This is a genomic window from Campylobacter sp. 19-13652, assembly GCF_019702925.1.
Lineage (GTDB): Bacteria > Campylobacterota > Campylobacteria > Campylobacterales > Campylobacteraceae > Campylobacter_A.
Genome location: NZ_AP024713.1, coordinates 869,593 through 890,584 on the forward strand (window position 1 = coordinate 869,593; position 20,992 = coordinate 890,584).

16 protein-coding genes are annotated in these 20,992 nt (G+C 41.6%); 13 read left to right on the plus strand and 3 right to left on the minus strand.

Features of this window, described 5'->3' with window-relative positions:
• Nucleotides 1-4 precede the first annotated feature (4 nt).
• The 5 genes from LBC_RS04295 to LBC_RS04315 are packed head-to-tail and all read left to right on the plus strand — an operon-like array spanning nucleotide 5 to nucleotide 5,482.
• The gene (locus tag LBC_RS04295; protein ID WP_221254867.1) at nucleotides 5-748 is read left to right on the plus strand and encodes an SDR family NAD(P)-dependent oxidoreductase; all 744 of its coding nucleotides are present in this window, start codon (nucleotides 5-7) and stop codon (nucleotides 746-748) included.
• Entirely contained in the window at nucleotides 749-2,461 is a 1,713-nt protein-coding gene (locus LBC_RS04300; protein WP_221254868.1) for a Na+/H+ antiporter NhaC family protein, read from the plus strand.
• Nucleotides 2,451-3,566: a tRNA (uridine(54)-C5)-methyltransferase TrmA gene (gene trmA, locus LBC_RS04305; protein WP_221254869.1), complete on the plus strand. Its 1,116-nt coding sequence runs from the start codon at nucleotides 2,451-2,453 to the stop codon at nucleotides 3,564-3,566. The genes LBC_RS04300 and trmA overlap by 11 nt, the downstream gene beginning before the upstream one ends.
• On the plus strand, nucleotides 3,563-4,774 hold the full coding sequence (ilvA, locus tag LBC_RS04310; protein ID WP_221254870.1) for a threonine ammonia-lyase: 1,212 nt from the start codon (nucleotides 3,563-3,565) through the stop codon (nucleotides 4,772-4,774). The genes trmA and ilvA overlap by 4 nt, the downstream gene beginning before the upstream one ends.
• 9 nt (nucleotides 4,775-4,783) lie before the next feature.
• Nucleotides 4,784-5,482 (plus strand): DUF4230 domain-containing protein, encoded by a 699-nt coding sequence (locus LBC_RS04315; RefSeq protein WP_221254871.1) that lies wholly within the window; start codon nucleotides 4,784-4,786, stop codon nucleotides 5,480-5,482.
• A gap of 306 nt (nucleotides 5,483-5,788) precedes the next feature.
• Here LBC_RS04315 and LBC_RS04320 read toward each other — a convergent pair whose 3' ends face one another.
• On the minus strand, nucleotides 5,789-7,087 hold the full coding sequence (locus tag LBC_RS04320) for an apolipoprotein N-acyltransferase (protein WP_260173443.1): 1,299 nt from the start codon (nucleotides 7,085-7,087) through the stop codon (nucleotides 5,789-5,791).
• Here LBC_RS04320 and yajC point away from each other — a divergent pair.
• From yajC to LBC_RS04360, 8 genes are read left to right on the plus strand one after another with little or no spacing between them, the layout of a single operon-like run.
• Nucleotides 7,087-7,377: a preprotein translocase subunit YajC gene (gene yajC, locus LBC_RS04325; protein WP_221254872.1), complete on the plus strand. Its 291-nt coding sequence runs from the start codon at nucleotides 7,087-7,089 to the stop codon at nucleotides 7,375-7,377. The genes LBC_RS04320 and yajC overlap by 1 nt on opposite strands.
• Entirely contained in the window at nucleotides 7,377-8,954 is a 1,578-nt protein-coding gene (gene secD / locus LBC_RS04330; protein ID WP_221254873.1) for a protein translocase subunit SecD, read from the plus strand. The genes yajC and secD overlap by 1 nt, the downstream gene beginning before the upstream one ends.
• Nucleotides 8,954-9,925: a protein translocase subunit SecF gene (secF, locus tag LBC_RS04335; protein ID WP_221254874.1), complete on the plus strand. Its 972-nt coding sequence runs from the start codon at nucleotides 8,954-8,956 to the stop codon at nucleotides 9,923-9,925. The genes secD and secF overlap by 1 nt, the downstream gene beginning before the upstream one ends.
• A gap of 9 nt (nucleotides 9,926-9,934) precedes the next feature.
• The gene (gene leuS / locus LBC_RS04340) at nucleotides 9,935-12,394 is read left to right on the plus strand and encodes a leucine--tRNA ligase (protein ID WP_221254875.1); all 2,460 of its coding nucleotides are present in this window, start codon (nucleotides 9,935-9,937) and stop codon (nucleotides 12,392-12,394) included.
• A gap of 3 nt (nucleotides 12,395-12,397) precedes the next feature.
• Nucleotides 12,398-12,925 carry an LPS assembly lipoprotein LptE gene (gene lptE / locus LBC_RS04345; RefSeq protein ID WP_260173444.1) on the plus strand — a complete coding sequence of 176 codons (528 nt, stop codon included), beginning with the start codon at nucleotides 12,398-12,400 and terminating at the stop codon, nucleotides 12,923-12,925.
• Nucleotides 12,926-14,503 (plus strand): GGDEF domain-containing protein, encoded by a 1,578-nt coding sequence (locus tag LBC_RS04350; RefSeq protein ID WP_221254876.1) that lies wholly within the window; start codon nucleotides 12,926-12,928, stop codon nucleotides 14,501-14,503.
• Complete coding sequence (locus LBC_RS04355; RefSeq protein WP_221254877.1) at nucleotides 14,500-15,705, plus strand: bifunctional folylpolyglutamate synthase/dihydrofolate synthase; 1,206 nt, start codon at nucleotides 14,500-14,502, stop codon at nucleotides 15,703-15,705. Before LBC_RS04350 ends, LBC_RS04355 begins: the two co-directional genes overlap by 4 nt.
• Entirely contained in the window at nucleotides 15,677-18,628 is a 2,952-nt protein-coding gene (locus LBC_RS04360; RefSeq protein ID WP_221254878.1) for a DEAD/DEAH box helicase, read from the plus strand. The genes LBC_RS04355 and LBC_RS04360 overlap by 29 nt, the downstream gene beginning before the upstream one ends.
• Nucleotides 18,629-19,214: 586 nt before the next feature.
• Here the strand turns inward: LBC_RS04360 and LBC_RS04365 are convergent.
• The gene (locus tag LBC_RS04365; RefSeq protein WP_221254879.1) at nucleotides 19,215-19,754 is read right to left on the minus strand and encodes a hypothetical protein; all 540 of its coding nucleotides are present in this window, start codon (nucleotides 19,752-19,754) and stop codon (nucleotides 19,215-19,217) included.
• On the minus strand, nucleotides 19,751-20,668 hold the full coding sequence (gene msrP, locus LBC_RS04370) for a protein-methionine-sulfoxide reductase catalytic subunit MsrP (RefSeq protein WP_221254880.1): 918 nt from the start codon (nucleotides 20,666-20,668) through the stop codon (nucleotides 19,751-19,753). The genes LBC_RS04365 and msrP overlap by 4 nt, the downstream gene beginning before the upstream one ends.
• Nucleotides 20,669-20,992 lie beyond the last annotated feature (324 nt).

Genomic DNA, 20,992 nt, shown 5'->3' on the forward strand with positions numbered 1-20,992 from the left:
GCGAATGAAAACAGCTTTTGTAACTGGTGCTAGTTCAGGCTTTGGGCAGGCTAGTGCTAGAGCGCTTTGTAAAAATGGCTACGTCGTCGCTGCAATGGCAAGAAGGGGCGAGCGACTGCGCGCACTAAAAGATGAGCTGGGGGAAAACTTAATCTGCCTAGAGTGTGATGTCAGGGATAAAGATGCGCTAAATAGAGCCATAGGTGGGCTTGATGAGAGGTTTAAAAGCCTAGATGTGCTTGTAAATAACGCTGGGCTGGCTCTTGGGCAGGAGAGATTTAGCGAGGCTAGCATAGATGATTTTGACGTGATGATAGATACGAATATTAAGGGCTTAGTTTACGTTACAAAGGCGCTTTTACCAGCTATAATAAAGGCTAGGGGCTATATTTTCAACTTAGGCTCTGTAGCTGGGGTGCACCCATATCCTGGAGCAAATGTATATGGTGGCACAAAAGCCTTTGTGCGGCAGCTTAGTTTAAATTTAAGAAACGATTTAACAGGCACTGGCGTAAGGGTAACAAATATTGCCCCAGGAATTGCAAAAACAGAGTTTTCTCAGGTGAGATTTAAGGGCGATGAAGCAAAGTCTAGTGCAGTTTACGAGCGGACTAAGTACCTAAGCGCTGAGGATATCGCAAGGATTATTACTGATTGTCTTGCGCTGCCTGAGCATGTAAATATAAATGAGTTAGAAGTTATGGCAACCACGCAGACTTGGGCTGGATTTGCCATAGAAAGGGAGTAGATGAGGATTTTAAATTTATTATTTGTTGTGGCATTTTTGCCGCTTTTTGCTTTTGGGGCTGATGTAAATGAATTGGCTGCCAAAAATGCACAGTTTTTCGGTATTTTGACGCTTGTACCGCCTGTTATTGCTATTGCTCTTGCATTCATTACCAAAGACGTCATTATGTCGCTTTTTATCGGAGTGCTTAGTGGGACGTTTTTGTTAAATTTGCAAGGAAATGATTTTCTTGGTTCTTTGGTTGTTGGCTTTAAAAACCTAGTAGAAAGAGCAGTCTCGTCTATGGCTGATAGCTGGAATGCTGGCATAATACTGCAAGTACTATGTATAGGCGGCGTAATTGGGCTAATCACTAAAATGGGCGGCACAAAGGCAGTTGCGATTTGGCTTAGTAAGCGTGCCAAAACTGGCGTATCAGCGCAGATTAGCACATGGATTATGGGGATATTTGTCTTTTTTGATGATTATGCAAATGCCTTAATCGTGGGTCCTATAATGCGCCCTATTACGGATAAATTTAAAGTTAGTCGCGAAAAGCTAGCCTTTATCATTGATGCTACAGCCGCACCTATAGCTGGCATTGCTATTATCTCGACTTGGATAGGCTTTGAAATATCACGAATTCAAGACGGTTACGGAATAATAGGCATAAATGTTAATTCGTATGAAATTTTTATAGAGACGATACCGTATAGATTTTATAATATCTTTATGCTGTTTTTTGTCGTGTGTACGGCTCTTATGGGGCGTGAGTTTGGACCTATGCTAGCGGCTGAACGTAGAGCTAGAGGTGGCGAGGTGCATGGTTTTGGTTCTGGTATAAACGATGTAGACGAAAACGGACTAGCTCCAAAAGAGGGCATAGAGCTAAAAAGTTCAAACGCCATTGTGCCTTTGCTGGTGCTTATTTTTGGCTCATTTGCTAGCTTTTATTTTGGCGGGCTTAGCTCGCTTGAGGGCGATGCGCTAGCTTCAGCTTTGGCAAATCCATGGGCTTTTAGCACTTTTAGAGATACATTTGGTGCAGCAGACGCTTCAGTTGCGCTTTTTCAAGCGGCTCTTTTAGCCAGTATCGTAGCTATTGCTATGGGTGTAAGCCGTAAAATTTTTACCATTAAAGAGGGCGTGGAGACATGGGTTAAGGGTCTAAAAACTATGGTTATAACCATAGCTATATTAATCCTTGCTTGGTCTTTAAGTTCGGTTATTAAAGAGCTTGGCACCTCAAAATACCTAGTCGAACTTTTAAGCACACAAACCCCTAGGGTACTTCTACCTACATTTATTTTTATTCTTAGTAGCTTTGTTTCTTTTTCTACTGGTACAAGCTACGGTACCATGGGGATTTTGATGCCTTTAGCCATACCATTAGCTGCTGAGATAGGTAAGCTTGTCGGACTTGACGCAGGAGAGCTTCACACCTATATGCTTATGAATATTTCAGCTGTGCTTACTGGTGCTATATTCGGGGATCACTGCTCTCCTATTTCTGATACTACGATACTTAGCTCTATGGGCGCAGGCTGTAATCACATAGATCATGTCAGCACGCAGATAATATACGCTTTAAGCGTATGCGCTATAAGCATAGTGTTTGGCTATCTTAGTGTGGCTCTTGGTGTTGGGGTTTGGACTTCGCTTTTATTTGGTTGTGTGGCGGTTTGGCTACTTGTGAGATTTGTAGGACAAAGGGTCGAAAAAAGTGCTGTGTAAGCATTTTAGCGAGTGTGGTAGCTGCGTGCTATCCACTCCTTATGACGAGCAAGTTTTACTAAAAACAAAAAGCATAGCTGATGAATTTAGCGATTTTTTTACTGGTGAGATTGAGGTTTTTAAAAGCGAGCCAGTAGGGTATCGCACTAGGGCTGAGTTTGGGCTTTGGCATGAAGGTGATAGTCTAAGCTACACTATGCACGGCGTAAATGGCGCTAGGGTGATGATAGATGAATGCCCTAAAGTAGATGCTAAAATATTTAATCTTATGCCTGTTTTGCTAGAAGCGATAAAGAGCGATAACGAGCTAAAGTTTAAAATTTTTGGCGTTGAGTTTATCTCTACTGATAACGAGATTATGGCTATATTGCTCTATCATAAAAAAATTACCCACCTAAGCGATAAATTTAAAAATCTAGCCAAAGCTTTAAACATTAAAATAGTCGCTAGAAGTAGGGGCGAGAGGCTATTTGCTCCAGAATCAGATGATGAAAGACTAACTCAAAGCCTAAATATAGCAGGCAGGCAGTATGTTTATAAATTTAGCGAGGGTGCGTTTATTCAGCCAAACACAAAAGTAAATGAAATGATGGTGTCATGGGCGCTTTCTTGCGTTAAAATGGGGGCAAAAGATATGCTAGAGCTTTACTGTGGACATGGTAATTTTACCCTGCCTTTAAGCACCGCTTTTAAAAACGTGCTAGCTACAGAGATTAGTAAATCCTCTATAAAATCAGCCGCCATAAATACCGAGCTAAATGGTATCGCAAATATTAAATTTATAAGAATGGACGCTGATGAGCTAATAAGCGCACTAAGAGGTGATAGGGAGTTTAGGCGCCTAGAACAGGTAGATTTGTCTGCTTATGAGTTTAGCCACGTTTTACTCGACCCTCCGCGTGCAGGACTAAGCCAGAGTGTGCGTGAGTTTGTAAAAAGCTATGATAATATAATCTATATCTCGTGCAATCCAGCCACGTTAAAGCGCGACTTATCCGTACTTTGTGATACATTTTATGTTGGTAGGTTTGCATTTTTTGATCAGTTTGCGCACACTCATCATGCCGAGTGCGGAGTGTGCCTAAGAAAAAGGAATAAACAGTGATAAATTTAAACAAAATAATCCAAGCCAAGCGCACTATAGGGGGCTTTGTCTCCCGTACCCCATTTGCATTTGCGCCAAAGCTAAGCTCTTTTTTTGATGCAAATGTCTACTTAAAAGAGGAAAATCTCCAGCTTACAGGCTCATATAAAATTCGTGGCTCATACAACAAAATCGCAAACCTAGCCCCAGAGCAAATGTCGCATGGGGTGGTCGCTGCAAGTGCTGGAAACCACGCTCAAGGGGTAGCCATATCAGCCCAGCATTTTGGTGTGCGTGCGGTTATTGTTATGCCAGAGGCTACACCGCTTTTAAAAGTAAGCGGCACAAGAGAGCTGGGAGCTGAAGTGATATTGCATGGCAATAACTTTGACGAGGCTTATGAGTATGCGACTAAATATGCAAAAGAGCATGATATGACATTTGTGCACCCTTTTAGTGACGAGCTTGTTATGGCAGGGCAGGGGACTGTAGGGCTTGAGATGCTTGATGAAATAGCAGATCTTGATATAGTAGTGGTGCCTGTAGGTGGAGGTGGACTGGCTAGTGGTGTGGCAAGCTGTGTAAAGCAGGTAAGCCCTGAGACAAGGGTGGTCTGCGTTGGCGCAAAGGGTGCGCCTGCTATGTTTGAAAGCTTTTGTGCAAAAAAGCCCATAAATTCAAAATGGGTGCGCACGATAGCTGATGGTATCGCTGTTAGAGACGCAAGCGAGATAACTTTGGCAAATATTCTTGAGTGCGTTGATGAGTTTGTACAAGTTGACGATGAGGAGATAGCTACTGCGATACTTTATCTGCTAGAAAATCAAAAAATCGTAGTCGAAGGTGCAGGGGCTAGCGGTGTGGCTGCACTAATGCACGGCAAAATAAAGCACGAAAGTGGCGCAAAGATAGGCATAGTCTTAAGCGGTGGCAACATAGACGTGCAAATGCTAAATATTATCATAGAAAAAGGGCTTATAAAATCATCTAGAAAGATGATAATAAAGGTGACTTTAGTAGATAAGCCAGGCGCGCTTTTATCCCTGACTGACGCCATAAAATCAGCAAATGCAAATATAGTAAAGATAGACTATGATAGATTTTCAACCGAGCTTGAGTATGGTGATGCAAATATCTTTATCACACTTGAAACAAAAGGCAAGGAACATCAAGAGGCGGTGAGTGAGAGCCTAAAATCTCGTGGGTTTGAGTTTGTTCAAATTTTTTAAGGTGTAAATATGGACGGCATTTTAAATTTAATAGTCTTAGCACTTGCTTGTATGGTTGCATTTTTGACTTTTCGACTTTCTAGGCTTAGCAAGGATAGACAAAATAACGCAGTAACGACTGAAGTAGTAAATAGCATAGAGCAGCTTCGTAGCATAGGCGAGCTGTCGGTATTTCAGGTATATAGCAAAGAGATAGTAACTAAAACAGACCATGCGCTAGGTGGCTTTGGGAAAGATTATCTAAGCTGGCTAATTAGTGAAAAAAAGCTCTCTATGATATTTGAATTTGAGATAAATTTCATCTACGACCTGCGTAGCCCTAGGCTAAATATCACAGAACAAAACGAGGGTGAGTATACGGTCGCGATGCCGCCTTGTAAGTATAAATTTTCTATCGTTGATATGAAATTTTACGATGAAAAAGATGGCAAATTTATGCCGCTTTTACTGCCTGATTTGATAAATGGTATACTTGGTTCTAGCTTTGGCGAGGAGGAGAAAAATGCCGTCATTGCCGAGGCTAGAGCAGAGGTTGAAAGGCTTAGTTTAAGGCTAATAAACCAGCTTCAAGGCAAGATTCACAAATCTGCTAAAGATACACTTGAAGCCATCGCAAAAAGCTTTGGAGCAAAGGCTGTGAAGTTTGAGTTTAGCGACACTGATGAAAGCGCGCAAATGCAGCTAGGAAAGGCGCAAGGAGCAGCCTAGGATAAATTTGGCTCTGTTGCCTTTAAAAGCCAGCTTATATCGCTCTTTCTTGATTTTGCTTTATTCTGATTATCTCGTATTGTGAGCGACTTTTGCTTCGTCACTTTGTGGCTCATACCTATAGCCAGTTGATGTGAAGCTATCATCAGCCGCTGTGATGTAAAAATTTGTGTAGGTCGACTTTAAACATCAGCAACCCTTAATGCAAAAATAAATTTAAAGCCGTGGCAAAAACTAGTTTTTCTTTTATGTCAAGACTGTGCTTTGGTTTGAGTTTTTACACAAAAATCAAACCAAGCCAAGCCCTTAAAATAATCCAAGCTCAAAATTTAAAAGTGGCTTTTTAGGCGTGATAATCTCGCTTTTGCTTGCATTTGCACTGTGGTAGATGGTGGTTTTATACTTATTTGCGTAATATTTTAAAAGCATCCTTTGAAGTAGTGGCTCGCTTGAGGCAAGCTCTGGCAGGCTAAACCAAGCATTGTTGCTTATAGCTATCATCGTTTTTGGTGCACCAACGTATAGCTCGTCTTTTGTGGCTTCGTAGCATATGGCTATGCGTATTTTATTGCCGTCTATGTCAAAATCACTCACATTTTTAGCCTTGCCAAGGTCTTTTGCCCCAGCGTAAAATATCTCATTTATGTAATCTTTTGCAAACTCAGGCAGTGGCACTTCCTCGCCAAATGGTACGAGTACGAGCTTATCAGCCACGCTTATTTTGCCATTATTAAATAAAAATGCCGAGTTATAGCTTGTTTTATCCTCGCTTCTTAAAGCGCCCACAATGATAGCAATATCGTGGCTTAGCTGCTTAAGCAAAAAGCTAAGCGAAGGTGAGTTTAAAAGATACAGTGGCAGCGCCGCCTCAGGAAATATCACAAGCCTCGCGCCCTCTTTTTTGGCTAAATTTATCCTTTCTATTACGTCGTTTACTATATAACCTTGATAGCTTTTTTCCCATTTTATATTTTGAGGGATTTGGGTTTGTTCTAACTTTACCTTAAAAGGCAGGTAATTTGGTTCATAAAAGCTAAACTGTAAGCCAAAACCAAGAGCAAAAATGGCTAAAATGGGACGAAATTTTAAAGGCAATTTATCGCTTGCTAGAATAATAGCTGCTATAAAAAGTGCTATTAGCCCCCTAATGCTAGGCTCAAACACTCCAAGCACAAGGGTGGCTTCTAGATTAAACCAGTTAAAGCCAAATGGGTGGATGTAGCTAAAAACAAGCAGAGTAATAGCTCGTAGTGGCATAAAGCTAGCAAAGGCTGAGAACCTAAAAATTGCCCCATAAACAAGTCCAAATGCCGCCCACGCAAATGGCATAGCCCAGCCAAAACCATAATAAAAAAAGCTAAATCCTACCCAGTAAAACCACAAAATTCCAGTGAAAAATCCACTCCAAAAGTAGCCTTGTTTTGGCAGCTTTAGTATACAAACAAGCCCAGTTAGAGTAAGAAATGGCGATATAATCTGGATTAAATTTGAGCTAAAGTATGATAAAAAAATCGAATTTGAAAGCAAAGAGGCACCGACAAAGGCTTTTATTATAAATTTAATGCTAAAATATCGCCTTAAAATTCTATTTTCTAAGGACAACAATGGAAAACAATGCAAATATTCTAACTTCAATTCTCCCCCTAGTGGTGCTTTTTGCTATATTTTATTTTTTGGTTATCAGGCCTCAGCAAAAGCAACAAAAAGCTCATGCAAAAATGCTAAGTGAGCTTACAAAGGGCGATAAAATCGTAACAAATGGTGGACTTTATGCTGAAGTGATAAAAGCTGAGGAGGATTTTATCAAAGCTAAGCTTAATGATGACGTAATAGTGCGAATCGACCGTAATTTTGTCGCTCGCAAGATAGAAAAGGTTGAGAGCGCACAGGGATAATGCAAAAATTAAACTTAAAGCTAGTGATTTTCCTAGCAGCTCTGATTTTAGGAGTGGGGTTTAGTATGCCTAGCTTTTTGCAGACTAAGGCTGGGGCGAAAATATCGCTCGGACTTGATTTACAAGGCGGGCTACACATGCTTTTAGGCGTGCAAACCGATGAGGCTTTGCGCTCTAAGATAAAATCAATTGCCTCTAGCATTAATTACTACTCAAAAAAAGAGGATATTTTAATAGACAAGCTTAGAAGTAGTGATGAGAGCGTGAGCTTTGAGCTGCTTGATGGTGATGACGAGCCAAAAATTGAGTCTATGCTAAAAGAGATAAAAGGGCTAGCAATACATAAAGATGGGCTTAAATATACTATAAATTTAACCGACGAGGAAAAAGTGGCGACTGTGGAGTATGCCATATCTCAAGCGGTGGAGACTATTAGAAATCGCCTCGATCAGTTTGGACTTGCTGAACCAACTGTAGCAAAGCAAGGTGGAGGAAATATCCTAGTCGAGCTTCCTGGTATAAAAAGCCAAGCCGACGAACAGCGTGCACGTGAGCTAATCGCAAAGGCGGCTCATTTGCAGCTTATGGCGCTTGACGAGAAGCGTCAGGATAGGGTTTATGAGCTAAGCGAAGCCGAGGCTAGTAGCTACGGGGATATAATCTATCCAGATGTAAAAAATCCAAACAGAAAGTACCTGCTTCAGGCAATTCCAGTGCTAGATGGCGCCATGCTAACAGACGCTAGAGTGGCGTTTTCTCAGCAAAATAATCAGCCTGTGATAAACTTTACCCTAAACTCAGAGGGCGCTAGGATATTTGGCGATTTTACAGGCTCAAATGTCGGTAAACACCTAGCTATCGTGCTTGATGGCAAGGTTTATAGCGCCCCTGTGATAAATGAGCGTATAGGTGGTGGTAGTGGACAGATAAGCGGCGGCTTTAGTGTAGATGAGGCTCACGATGTGGCTATTGCACTTAGAAGCGGTGCGTTACTAGCCCCTGTAAAAATGCTAGAACGCCGAAGCATAGGGCCAAGCTTAGGGGCTGAGAGCATACAAAAAAGCCTAATTGCACTTTGTGGAGCTATGTTTTTGGTTATGGTTTTTATGGTGCTATATTATGGTGTATCTGGGATTTTTGCAAATATAGCCTTAATCGCAAATATTTTTATAATTATAAGCGTAATGGCGTTTTTTGGGGCGACGCTTACACTGCCAGGCATGGCTGGAGTTGTGCTTACTATAGGTATGGCAGTTGATGCAAACGTGATAATAAATGAACGAATTCGTGAGCTTTTAAGAGAGGGTGCTAGTATAAAGCAGGCCATAGCCAGAGGATATGAACACGCCATGACTGCTATAATAGATGCAAATTTTACGACATTTATTACTGTAGCTGTACTTTATGCTTACGGAACTGGGCCTATTAAGGGCTTTGCGGTAACTATGAGTATAGGCATACTTGCCTCTATGCTTACTGCTATTTTAGGTACTAGGGGGATATTTGATTATTTCTTGCCACGCATTGAAAAAAGCGCAAATACCTCGTTTTGGTTTGGTTATAAAAGGAGCAAGTGATGCAGATTTTCTCAAAGTCAAAAGTTTATGATTTTATGCGTATTCGCTATGCTTCGCTTACGCTTTCTGCTGTATTATTTGTAGGCTCTTTGTTTTTGATTGCTACAAAGGGGCTAAATTATGGTATAGACTTTGCTGGTGGCACTTTAATACAGGTAAAATATAATACTCCTGCACCCCTTGAAAAAATACGCCAAGCTCTTGCAAAAGATGATGTGTTTAAGGGGGCTTTGGTTACTGAGTTTGGCTCAAATGAAGAGGTTGTAATACGTTTTTCTGGTAGTAGCTCAAATTTATCCCAAGACGTGGGCGAGGCTGTAGCTAGCCTTCTTAAGGAGACCGGAGAGCCTGAGATACGCCGTGTGGATATAGTTGGACCAAAGGTGGGAAACGAGCTTAGAGAAAAAGGCGCAATGGCTCTTATTATCTCCTTTATTGCTGTGCTTTTTTATATAGCATGGCGATTTGAGTGGAGATTTGCTCTAGCTACTATAGCGGCTGAGATACATGATATTGTTATAACTATAGGCGCTATTAGCCTTTTTGATATAGATGTCAATCTAGATACACTAGCTGCTGTACTTACTGTGCTAGGATATTCGTTAAATGATACTATTATCATTTTTGACCGCATTAGAAGTGGGATTAAAGATAGTAAAAGCACAGATATCACCACTATAATAAATGAGTCTGTTTCGGCTACTCTTTCTCGTACGCTGTTAACCTCTGGTACAACCATGATGACCGTGCTTGTGCTATTTTTCTTTGGGGGGGATATGATACACGGATTTTCATTTGTGCTAATGGTGGGTATATTAGCTGGCACGATTAGCTCTATTTATATAGCTTCGCCATTTTTGATATGGTTTAAATTTAATGTTGATAAATTTAGAGCCAGCGAAGCTGCTAAGATTAAAGCGAAAAAAGAGCGCGAAAGAGAGCGTGCTATGTATGAAAAAGGTGTGGTTTAAGGAGTAAAAATGGGCTACGAAGCAAAAAAGATAGAGAAAAAATGGCAAGAGATTTGGAAAAATAATAAAGAATTTGAGCCAAAAGAGGACTATACTTTACCTAAAAAATATATTTTAAGCATGTTTCCATATCCTAGTGGACGGCTTCATATGGGGCATGTTAGAAATTATAGTATAGGCGATGCGTGCGCGAGATTTTACCGTCAGCAGGGCTTTAATGTCCTTCATCCAATCGGCTTTGACAGTTTTGGTATGCCAGCTGAAAATGCCGCCATAAAGCATAAAATTCACCCGAGAATTTGGACTTATGAAAATATAGATTATATGCTAGGAGAGATGGATTTATTAGGGCTTAGCTTTAGTAAAGAGCGTGTATTAGCCACTTCTGATCCGCTTTATACAAAGTGGGAACAGGAGTTTTTTATTAAAATGTATGAGCGCGGATTAGTCTATCAAAAAAGCGCAATAGTAAACTGGTGCGAGCATGACCAGACCGTCCTAGCCAACGAGCAAGTAGAGGACGGCTGTTGCTGGAGGTGCGGCAATACTGTAATCCAACGCGAAATGCCAGGATATTATCTAAAGATTACAGATTATGCAGATGAGCTTTTAGAGGGGCTAAAGGAGCTAAGCGGACACTGGCCGCAGCAGGTGCTAACCATGCAAGAAAATTGGATAGGCAAGAGCAATGGACTTGAGTTTAAATTTAATTTAAGCGAGCAAAGCTGTAGTGCACTTAAGCTTGAAGAAAATAGCGAGCTTTGCTCTTTTAGCGTATTTACTACACGTCCAGATACGATTTATGGCGTTAGTTATATAGCTTTGTCGCCAGAACACAGCATTTTAAGGCGTGCTTTAGAGGTTGGATTAATAGACGAAGCTACGGCAGAAAAGATAAAGAAAATCCAAAACCAAAGCCCAAAAGAACGCCAAGCAAGCGCTAAAGATGGAGCGTTTTTAAATTTATACGCCACCCATCCGCTAACTGGCGAAAATGTGCCGATCTGGTTTGCAAATTTCGTCCTAGCTGATTACGGCAGTGGGGCTATTATGGCAGTACCTGCCCATGATGAGAGGGATTATGAGTTTGCCAAGGCTTTTGGGCTAGAGATTAAGCCAGTTGTAGCCCCAGAAGTCGGCGAAGCTAGCGAATTTTACGGCGAATACGGCGTGGCTATAAACTCACCGCTTATTAACGGGCTAAAAACCGAAGCCGCAAAAGAGAAAATTATAAGCGAGTTTGAGCGGCTAAAAATCGGCAAAAGAGTGACAAACTATAAGCTAAGAGACTGGGGCATCAGCCGTCAGCGATACTGGGGTGCGCCTATACCTATGGTGCATTGTCCGCATTGTGGGCTAGTGCCTGAGAGCGTGGAAAATCTGCCAGTAGCTCTGCCTGATGATGTAGAAATCACAGGGGAGGGCAATCCGCTAGATAAGCACCCAAGCTGGAAAGAGTGCAAATGCCCAAAATGCGGTAGCGACGCCGTGCGCGAGACAGATACTATGGATACCTTTTTTCAAAGCAACTGGTATTACGCCCGCTATGCAAGCGATCCAAAGACATGGGAAAGTGTTGCGCTTGATAAAAAGAGTATGCAGTACTGGTTGGGCGTAGACCGCTATATCGGTGGCATAGAACATGCTATACTTCACCTGCTTTATTCACGCTTTTTCCATAAGGTCGCTAGAGATATGGGCTATGTGCCTGGAAATGAGCCGTTTTTAAATTTGCTTACTCAAGGCATGGTGCTAAAAGATGGTGCAAAAATGAGCAAAAGCAAGGGCAATACCGTAGACCCAGATGAGATAATAAATAAATACGGTGCCGATACCGCACGGCTTTTTATCCTTTTTGCTGCGCCGCCACAAAAGGAGCTTGAGTGGAATGATAGTGCGGTTGAGGGTGCGTTTAGATTTTTAAACCGCCTTTATGATAGGGCAAGCGTAATTACCCCAACTAAAATTTTGCCACAGATAGAGCACGCAAGCTTAAGTAAAGAGGAAAAATATGCGCGCTTAAAGGTTTATGAAGCACTTAAAAAGGCAAATGAAGTCTATAGTGAGACCTTTGCTTTTAATACCTTAATAGCCGCTTGCATGGAGGCGTTAAACGCTTTAGGCGCTCAGCAAAATGCAGACGTTAGCACGGAGGGCTTTTGGGTGCTTTTAAATTTACTTGAGCCTATCGTGCCTCATATTGCTTGCGAGCTAAGCGAGGAGCTATTTGGTAGAGCAAACTTTGGTAAGCTTGAGCTTAAGAGCGAAGTCTTTGAGAAAGATAGCCTAAATTTAGCCATTACTATTAATGGCAAAAAGCGTGCAGAGTTTGAAGTGGCTTCAAATTTAAGCGAGGATGAGATAATATCTCAGGCAAAAATAGTGGCTAGTAAGTGGCTAGAAGCAAAAGAGATTATAAAACAAATTTATGTTAAAAATAAACTGGTAAACTTCGTTATAAAAGGATAGGACTTGAGAATTTTTTTGGCTATATTTTTTGTTTTTATAATGGCAGGTTGTGGCTATCGTCCGATAGCTTCTATCTCAAATGATGTTTTTAATGATAGCGTTTTTGTAAATGTAAAAATCGACAAAAAAGAGCCAAAAAATAGCGTGTGGATAACCGATGCCGTAAAAGAGGGTATGCTAAGCCGCTTGGGCTTAGCTCTAAGCAATGATGAAAATGCCTCTTCAAGGATAGATGTGGCGATAAATTCGCTTGAATACACCTCTTTATCCTATGATGAGTTGGGTTATATTACAGCTTATAAGGTTACTTTAAACTTAGGCTTTAAAACCACTCTAAAAGACGGTAGTATAGTGGAGAAAAATACAGTCGGAGAGCATGATTTTTCAGTTTCTAGAAAGATTAAAAATACCAGATTTGCCGATAGCGTCATAAGCGATGCAGAGCGTTTTGAGGCTATTAAAGAGGCGTCAAAAGAGGCTTTTGATGAGTACATCTCATATTTGGCAATTATCGGATTAAAAGGAAAATAAATGGCTACAATAGGTGTAAGTCAAATCATAAAAGAGGCTATCGGCGAAATGAAAATAAGGGGGCTTGCCTTTACCCCTGAGAATTATTCAGAAGTCTTTAATGAAGTGGCTTCTAAGCGAGGATTTACTACAGAGGAGAGCGCAAAGCTAGCTAGATATATATCTAGACTTAGTGATGATTATCGCAAACAAGCCCAAGTAGCTCATATAAAAAGCGTAGAGGAGTTTATAGCTTTTGTAATATCTAGGCTAAATATAAGCACAAATAAGGTCGTCCAAAACCTTTGCGAGCGTGAAAATCGCATAATAAAATCCTACGATGCTTATGCAAAAAGGCTGCTTCAAGCACTCAGTATACTACACAATCAAAACGCTGAAAAACTAGCCAAATCAAACATGGCAAATTTAAATAAGAAAGTCGATGAGGGCATGATAGATGCTATGCGTGAGCAGTGGTTTGGCTTTATAAGCGATTATGATGAGAGTTTTTTAAATTTCTTAAAATATTACGGCGTAAAGAGCTTTGGCGACTTAGCTGCTATGATGAAAGAGCTTGAAGGGTTTTTAAGTGTAAATGACGATAGCCTTTACATTAATATAGCAAATTTATTATTTACCATGCTTACTCCTGCGCTTTCAAAGGAGCTTGATGAGGAGCTAAAGCAGATTAAAGAGAGGATTAAAAAAGAACCATCTTGTTTGAACACAGATGAAGTGCAGGAGAGCTTAAGGCGGATTTTTAGTCGCAGGGCTGAGCTTGATAGGGCTGAAATATCCGAAAAAATCACCTCTTTAAATGGGCTTTTAGAAAGCATTAATGAAAAAGTAGTTTCTCTTGCAAACAGCTCCCATCAAAGTAATGCAAAAATGCAGGGCATAAAATCCGATTTAAATCACATTGATGTTACAGCTGAGGCTTTTGAGGAGATACGAATTAAGCTTATTAATATCGCTGATATGCTAGAGAGCGAGACAAAAGAGCTTGGCTCTCACATGGATGATAATCAAGTAAGCATATCAAAGCTTCAGCAGCATATAAAAATGCTTGAAGCAGAGCTGGCAGCTGCCAGGGCTGAGAGCAATGAGGATTTTTTAACTAAAACAGCCACAAAACGTGCGCTCATGCAAGAGCTTTTAAACATCGAGGAGAGTTATAAGCGCTACGGCACTGATTATTCTTTATGCTTTTTAGATATTGACCATTTTAAAAAGATAAATGATACTTACGGACATGACGCAGGCGATGTGATTCTTTCTGCGGTTGCTAAAATTTTTAGGAAATACTCCCGTAAAATGGACTTTGTGGGGCGATATGGCGGAGAGGAGTTTATCATACTTTTGCCAAATACAACCCTAAAAGACGCAGTTAAATTTGCTGATAAACTACGAAGCATTATAGAGAATTTTAAATTTGTCTACAAAGATGAGCGAATTGATGTCAAGCTAAGCTGCGGAGTGGCGACAAGAAGCGCAAATATAAGTGACACCTCTACCTTAGAAAATGCTGACAAAATGCTCTATGCAGCGAAAGAAAATGGTAGAAATCAGGTAATGCCACAGATTATTAGTGGGTTATGAGATTAGCTGATTTTTTAGCGGCTAAGCCACTGTTTTACCAGCGCATAAACTACGAGCGAATGCCCGCTATGTGGGAAATTTTAAAACAAAAGCTCCCAAATTTTGAGGTCATTCAGCTAATAGGTACAAATGGCAAAGGTAGCACTGGGCGATTTTTGGCTCAGCTTTTAAAAGGCACTGGCGCAAAAGTAGGGCATTATACAAGCCCTCATATTTTTAAATTCAACGAACGCTTTTGGCGAGATGGTGCAGTGCTTAGCGATGATGAGCTAGAGCTTGCGCATATAAGGCTTAAGGAGCTAATCGGCGAGGATTTGGCTAAAGAGGCGAGCTATTTTGAGTATGCTACTATGCTTAGCGCAGTGCTTTTTTCTAGTGTGGATTATTTTGTCTGCGAGGCTGGCATGGGTGGAGAGCTTGACGCGACTAGCTGTTTTTCGCGTAGACTTAGCCTTTTTACGCCTATGGGGCTAGATCATATTAGTACGCTGGGCGGTAGTTTGCAAGAGATTGCAATGACTAAATTTAACGCAATTTCAGCCAACGCTTTAGCAAATGACACAATGGATATAGAGGCTTTAAAAATAGGGCATGAGATAGCTGCACACAAAGGCTCATCGCTAAAATTAGCCTCCCAGACGCTTAAAGATAGCGAGCTTGAGGCTATAAATTTATACTCTATAAGGCATGATTTGCCAGACTTTTTAAAAAGCAATCTAACCCTTGCTGTTGCAGGCTTTAAGGCATTAAAGCCAGAGGTGGATATTGTCAAAAGCTTGCATGATTTAGGTGCACTTGAGCTGGGCGGCAGAGCGCAGATGATAAGCCAAAATCTCTGCGTAGATGTGGGGCATAATGAGCTTGGCGCGCAAGCCTTGATTAAAAAATTTAAAGATAAAAAAATCAGGCTTATTTATAATAGTTTTGCCGATAAGGATTATGCTGCTATTTTAAAAATTTTCGCACCATTTTTAAAAGATGTACGCGTGTATGAATATAATAGTAAAGGTCGCGAGCTTGTGGGGTTTTTGCGCATAAAATCAGAATGCGATATGGCAAAAATAGGGTGCGAAAAATTTAGTAAAATTGACATGCAAAGTATAAAAAATGGGCTAAAAAGCGATGATTTTACCCTGGTTTTTGGCTCGTTTCATCTGGTGGAGGCATTTTTAAATGAGTTTTACTCAAGCAAGGATTTATGAGTATTTTTTAGAAAAAAATGACGTTGAAATTTTATTAGTAGAAAATGATAAAGAGTGCGAGCGAGCCCTTAGTGCGAGCGAGTTTGCAGGGCTTAAAAGCTTTATTTTACCTGATTTAAGAGTAAGCTTTGGTGATGATTTGCGCTCTTTTAACGCAGAGCTTTTAGAGCTTTGTAAAAGCTTAAATGAGTATTTTAAATTTAACGGCAAAAAGCTTCTAATAAGCCCATACCGCACGCTTTTAAACCCTCTACCCAGCAAGCGCAATCTAAAAACCATCACGCTTTCATTTGCGCAAAAAATAGGCTTTGGCGAGCTAAAAGACGAGCTTGTGCGGTTGGGATATGAGCCTGTGGGTATGGTCGAAAGCGAGGGCGAGTTTAGCATTAGGGGCGATATAGTCGATATTTTTGCGTTAAATTTGCAAAAGCCAGTTAGGGTTTTATTTTTTGATGATGAAATAGAGAGTATTAGACATTATGACGCAAGCACGCAGCTTAGTTTAAAAGAGGAGCTTGAAAGCGTTGAAATCGTGCCATTTTTGGCAAATCAGAGCAAGAGTGAGTTTGACTTAAGTAGTCAAAAAATAGCCTCATTAAAAAGTGACGCTCTAATTAGCGACATGGCTAGTCTTGGATTTTGGGCGATCGATGGATTTGAGGATTATCTGGCTACTTATCGCTGTGCTTTTGCTTATGAAATAGAGCTTGATGAGGAGAGTGCGGATAAATTTAATGGCGTAGGTACTCTGCCAGAAGCAGCGAAGTTTAGGGACTTTGCTGGCAGTATCACGCCTGAGTTTTTTGAGTTTCATCAAGGTAAAGAGATAAGGGTGTTAAGCCAAAACGAAAGCCAGCTTTTAGCTTTTGGTGTGCCAAAGTCGCCAAATATCACAAGCATCATAACTCCGCTTTGTCTAAATTTAACAAGCTCTGATGAGATTATTGTATCATTAAATAAGCCAAAAAAGAGAAAAAGACCAAGCCGCAAAGCAACAATCGTAATTGATGAGCTAAACACTGGGGATTACGTGGTGCATGAAAGCTACGGAATAGGGCGCTTTCTCGGGCTAGAAAGCGTTAGCGTGCTGGGGGCTAGGCGGGAGTTTGTCGCGCTTTCATATCTAGGTGGCGATAAGCTCTTGTTGCCTGTAGAAAATTTAAACCTAATAGACCGCTATATCGCTAGTGGTGGGGGTGTGCCTAGCCTTGATAAACTGGGAAAAGCTAGCTTTGTCAAGCTTAAAGAGCGAGTGAAAGAGAAGCTTTTTATAATCGCTAGTAAAATAATCGCAATGGCTGCAAAGCGTGAACTAATACAGGGCGAGCTAATAGCCCTAAGCGAGCAAGAAAGGGCTGATTTTATCGCTAGGGCTGGCTTTATTTATACCGTAGATCAAGAAAAGGCGACTAATGATATTTTAAGTGAGCTAGGAAGCGGTAAAGCCATGGATAGGCTGCTTAGCGGAGATGTTGGCTTTGGCAAGACTGAAGTTGCGATGAATGCAATATTTGCCTGCTTGCGCTCAGGATTTCAGGCTCTGTTTTTTGTGCCTACGACCTTGCTTTCAGCTCAGCATTACGCTAGCTTAAAATCAAGGTTAGGCGAATATGGGCTAAAAATTTATAGGCTTGATAGATTTAGTAGCACAAAGGAAAAATCGGCTGTAAAATCCGCCCTAGCCAGCAAAGAACCCTGTGTCGTCGTCGGCACTCACTCACTTTTATCGTTAGGGGCTAGTAATTTAGGACTAATAGTCATAGACGAGGAGCATAAATTTGGCGTTAAGCAAAAAGAGAGGCTAAAAGAGCTGGGTGCTCGTGCGCATTTACTTAGCATGTCGGCCACGCCTATACCACGAAGCCTGAGTATGGCGCTTAGTCATCTAAAGACTTATAGCACTTTGCTAACCCCACCAGAGGATAGGCTTGATGTGCGTACCTTTGTAAGGGAGTACGAGGGCGCGCTTATTAAGGAAGCGATAAATAGGGAGCTTAGGCGAAAGGGACAGGTGTTTTATATCCATAATCACATAGCCTCCATGCCAGCGGCTAAAAGCGAGCTTACACGCCTTATTCCGCACCTTAGGATTTTAAGCTTGCACTCTAAAATCGACGCTAAAACCACCGAAGATGAGATGATGAAATTTATGGCTGGCGAGTATGATTTACTGCTTTGTACCAGCATCGTTGAAAGTGGCATACACCTGCCAAACGCAAATACCATAATAGTAGAAAATGCGAATAAATTTGGCATAGCCGACTTGCACCAGCTTCGTGGGCGTGTAGGCAGGAGCGATAAGCAGGCGTATTGCTATTTTTTAGTAGGAGATGAAAATATCAGCGATGAGGCGAAAAAGCGCCTTGTTGCGCTTGAGAGTAATTCGTTTTTAGGGGCTGGTAGTCTGCTTGCTCGCCATGATTTAGAGATTAGAGGTGGGGGTAATCTAATAGGCGAGGCTCAGAGCGGACATATCGAAGCCATAGGCTATAGCCTGTATCTAAAAATGTTAGAGGATGAGATAAATAAACTATTAAATCAAAGCAAAGAACAAATAAACGATATAGACATGCGCCTAGCTGTGAGTGCGTTTATAAACCCTGAGCTAGTCGGCGATGATAGGCAGCGACTCGAGCTTTATCGTAGGCTTAGCAAAGCTAAAAATACAGCGGAAGTGTATGCGATTTCTGGCGAAATTGAGGATAGGTTTGGCAAGCTTGACCGCTACACTAAGCAGTTTATTGAGCTTATGGTTATTAAAATTTTAGCTATTGACGCAGGTGTTAGCTCCATTAGCTCAAGCGAGCAAAATGTATTTATTAAATTTATATCCAAAGAACCAGCCAGGCTTAAATCAAGAAGCCGTGACGACGATGACGTACTTGCGTGTGTTAGCGAGTATTTGCGTGGGCTTAGCGTGTGATTTTGTGTAGGTAATGCTTTAGCCGCGAATACTTTGGATTAAATTTATTTTTTATTTTATGATTTTTGTTTTTATGCTTACTAGCGTCCAGTTTTGCTTCGCTTCACCTAAAAACTTCGATTAGCTCGTATTCGCTTACGACACAGACAACTAGCAGTCGTCATCCTAGGCTTCACCTGCAACACGCCATAACTAACGTTTTTATCTGTCTGTGTCAAATTTTAAACCGCAGATACTTTGATTTTGTTTGGATTTAAATTCATTTTTACGTTAAGATCTAAGTTTGCTTGTGGAAAGGGGCTTGAATTACGAAGTCGCTCCCTTTCCATTTATCCATCGCTCACATCGCAGAGCGATATGCTCGTTCACTCGCTTACGGTACGGACGACGACTGCTTTTTATGCGGCTCGTATCGCCATGCGATACGAGTGATGGAATTTAAATTTTTACGACCGAGCATACATATGGTATGTGGGAGGGTAAAAATCTAAATCTAGCGAAGCATTTCCAGTTTCGCTTCGCTTCACCTAGACCCAGCGGGTTCAAGCCACGAAGTGGCGTAGAAAAACTGTGGCGACGCCTTGTTTTAAATAAACTTCGCTTCGCTTGTTTTGCGAAGCGAGACGAGCTGGCTTTTAAAGAGCAAAGTAAAGCCAACTAAAAGGCAGAAGTATTCCACCACCCCAGCCACCTTAACACCCAAAAATATATGCACGCTAGCCAGAGTCATAGCGGTATACACAAAAGCCCTGCGAGCCTTTGTGTATCGCTGTGTCCGCTTAAGGCTTAGCACACCAGCCCCAGATAAAAGCACAAATGAAATAAGCCCAGTGATGATAAATTTGCTCCTAAAAAGCTCGCTAAAAATCTCAATTGTCTCAAAGCCCTTATCCAAAGCGATGAAATTTAAAAAGTGGCAAAAACCGAAAAATAGCCCAGCTAGTCCCACTCGCCTAGCCCACACCCTACGCCTAGCCCACGCAAAAAGCACGCTAGCCGCACAAAAGCCCCACGCCAAAAAGCCGCTGTAAAGGTAAATTGTCGCAACTGGGTCTGGGCTGGATAGTGCCAAAAACGCACTCACTCCCAAAACGCCAGCCACACAGAAATAAAACGCAAATCTCAATAAAAAGCCCTTAAATCCATACCAGCATAAAGCGGCGCGACCTCATCGTAGCCGTTAAAAAGCAGCGTATTTACGCGCGAAAAGCTACCTAGCATGCGTTCCTTTGCCTGCGACCATCTAGGATGAGCCACGTCTGGATTTACATTCGCGTAAAAGCCGTATTCATCAGGGGCTAAAGTCTGCCAAGTCGTTGGCGGCTGCTTGTCTATTAGCTCGATTTTGGAGATTGATTTTATGCTTTTAAAGCCGTATTTCCACGGTACGACAAGCCGCACAGGAGCGCCGTTTGCCCCAAGTAGGGGCTTGTCATACATCCCCACAGCTAGCAGCGTAAGGGGGTGCATTGCCTCATCAAGCCTAAGCCCCTCGACGTAAGGATAGGGTATCGCACCAAAGCTGGATGCTTGATCTGGAAATTTTTGCGGATCGTAAAGAGTAGTAAATTTGACATATTTTGCCTCGCTTGCAGGGCGGACAAGCTCAAGCAATCTTGCCAGCTCAAATCCCACCCATGGCACGACCATACTCCACGCCTCCACGCAGCGGAAGCGATAGATGCGTTTTTGTAGTTTAAACTTAAGCAAATCATCATAGTTAAGTCTCATCGGACGTTCGCAAAGCCCGCCCACTTCCACGCTCCAGCCGCTTATGTCAAGAGCGTTTGCCTTCTTTGCGGCTATTGCTTTATTTGTAGAAAACTCGTAAAAATTCACGTAACTCGTCGCATCATCAAAGTCCGTTATCGCCCTGCCAGTCTCGTTTTCTGCCTTGCTTTTAAGTACCGTAAAAAAGGCGTCATCTCCGCTTAGCCCAAGCTCGCTAGCTTTTGCGTTTATCGCAGCTAGGCTCGCCATCGCACCAAGCTTAATAAACTCCCTGCGAGCTTTAAAAAACTCCTCACTCGTTATTTGCATATTCGCTCCTTTGGTTAGCATTTTTTGATTATACCTATCAAATTTAAATAAAGCCCAAACAACGTTACTTTTTTGCGACGATACAAAGTGGGGCGTAGGCTAGGGTGTTATCAAACTTACGCTCGCAGCGGCAAAAGCCACTCCGCTTAGCTTAAGATGACAAAAGGGCTTATTTAGGGATTTAAATTTAATCGCTAAAATTTGCACCTCGCGTAGGCTGGAAATCGCCTGTCCAGCTCGCTTGGGACAGGGTAGGTTAGCCAAAGCCCAAGCCAGATGGGCATACTTACCTTTTATGCCCCAAAGGTGCTAGCCCATGTAGAT

Coding starts and splice junctions, on each gene's coding strand:
- LBC_RS04315 (WP_221254871.1), top strand. CDS start 4,784: ATGGACGGCATTTTAAATTTAATAGTCTTAGCACTTGCTTGTATGGTT.
- LBC_RS04300 (WP_221254868.1), top strand. CDS start 749: ATGAGGATTTTAAATTTATTATTTGTTGTGGCATTTTTGCCGCTTTTT.
- leuS (WP_221254875.1), top strand. CDS start 9,935: ATGGGCTACGAAGCAAAAAAGATAGAGAAAAAATGGCAAGAGATTTGG.
- secD (WP_221254873.1), top strand. CDS start 7,377: ATGCAAAAATTAAACTTAAAGCTAGTGATTTTCCTAGCAGCTCTGATT.
- LBC_RS04295 (WP_221254867.1), top strand. CDS start 5: ATGAAAACAGCTTTTGTAACTGGTGCTAGTTCAGGCTTTGGGCAGGCT.
- yajC (WP_221254872.1), top strand. CDS start 7,087: ATGGAAAACAATGCAAATATTCTAACTTCAATTCTCCCCCTAGTGGTG.
- msrP (WP_221254880.1), bottom strand. CDS start 20,668: ATGCAAATAACGAGTGAGGAGTTTTTTAAAGCTCGCAGGGAGTTTATT.
- secF (WP_221254874.1), top strand. CDS start 8,954: ATGCAGATTTTCTCAAAGTCAAAAGTTTATGATTTTATGCGTATTCGC.
- LBC_RS04355 (WP_221254877.1), top strand. CDS start 14,500: ATGAGATTAGCTGATTTTTTAGCGGCTAAGCCACTGTTTTACCAGCGC.
- LBC_RS04350 (WP_221254876.1), top strand. CDS start 12,926: ATGGCTACAATAGGTGTAAGTCAAATCATAAAAGAGGCTATCGGCGAA.
- LBC_RS04360 (WP_221254878.1), top strand. CDS start 15,677: ATGAGTTTTACTCAAGCAAGGATTTATGAGTATTTTTTAGAAAAAAAT.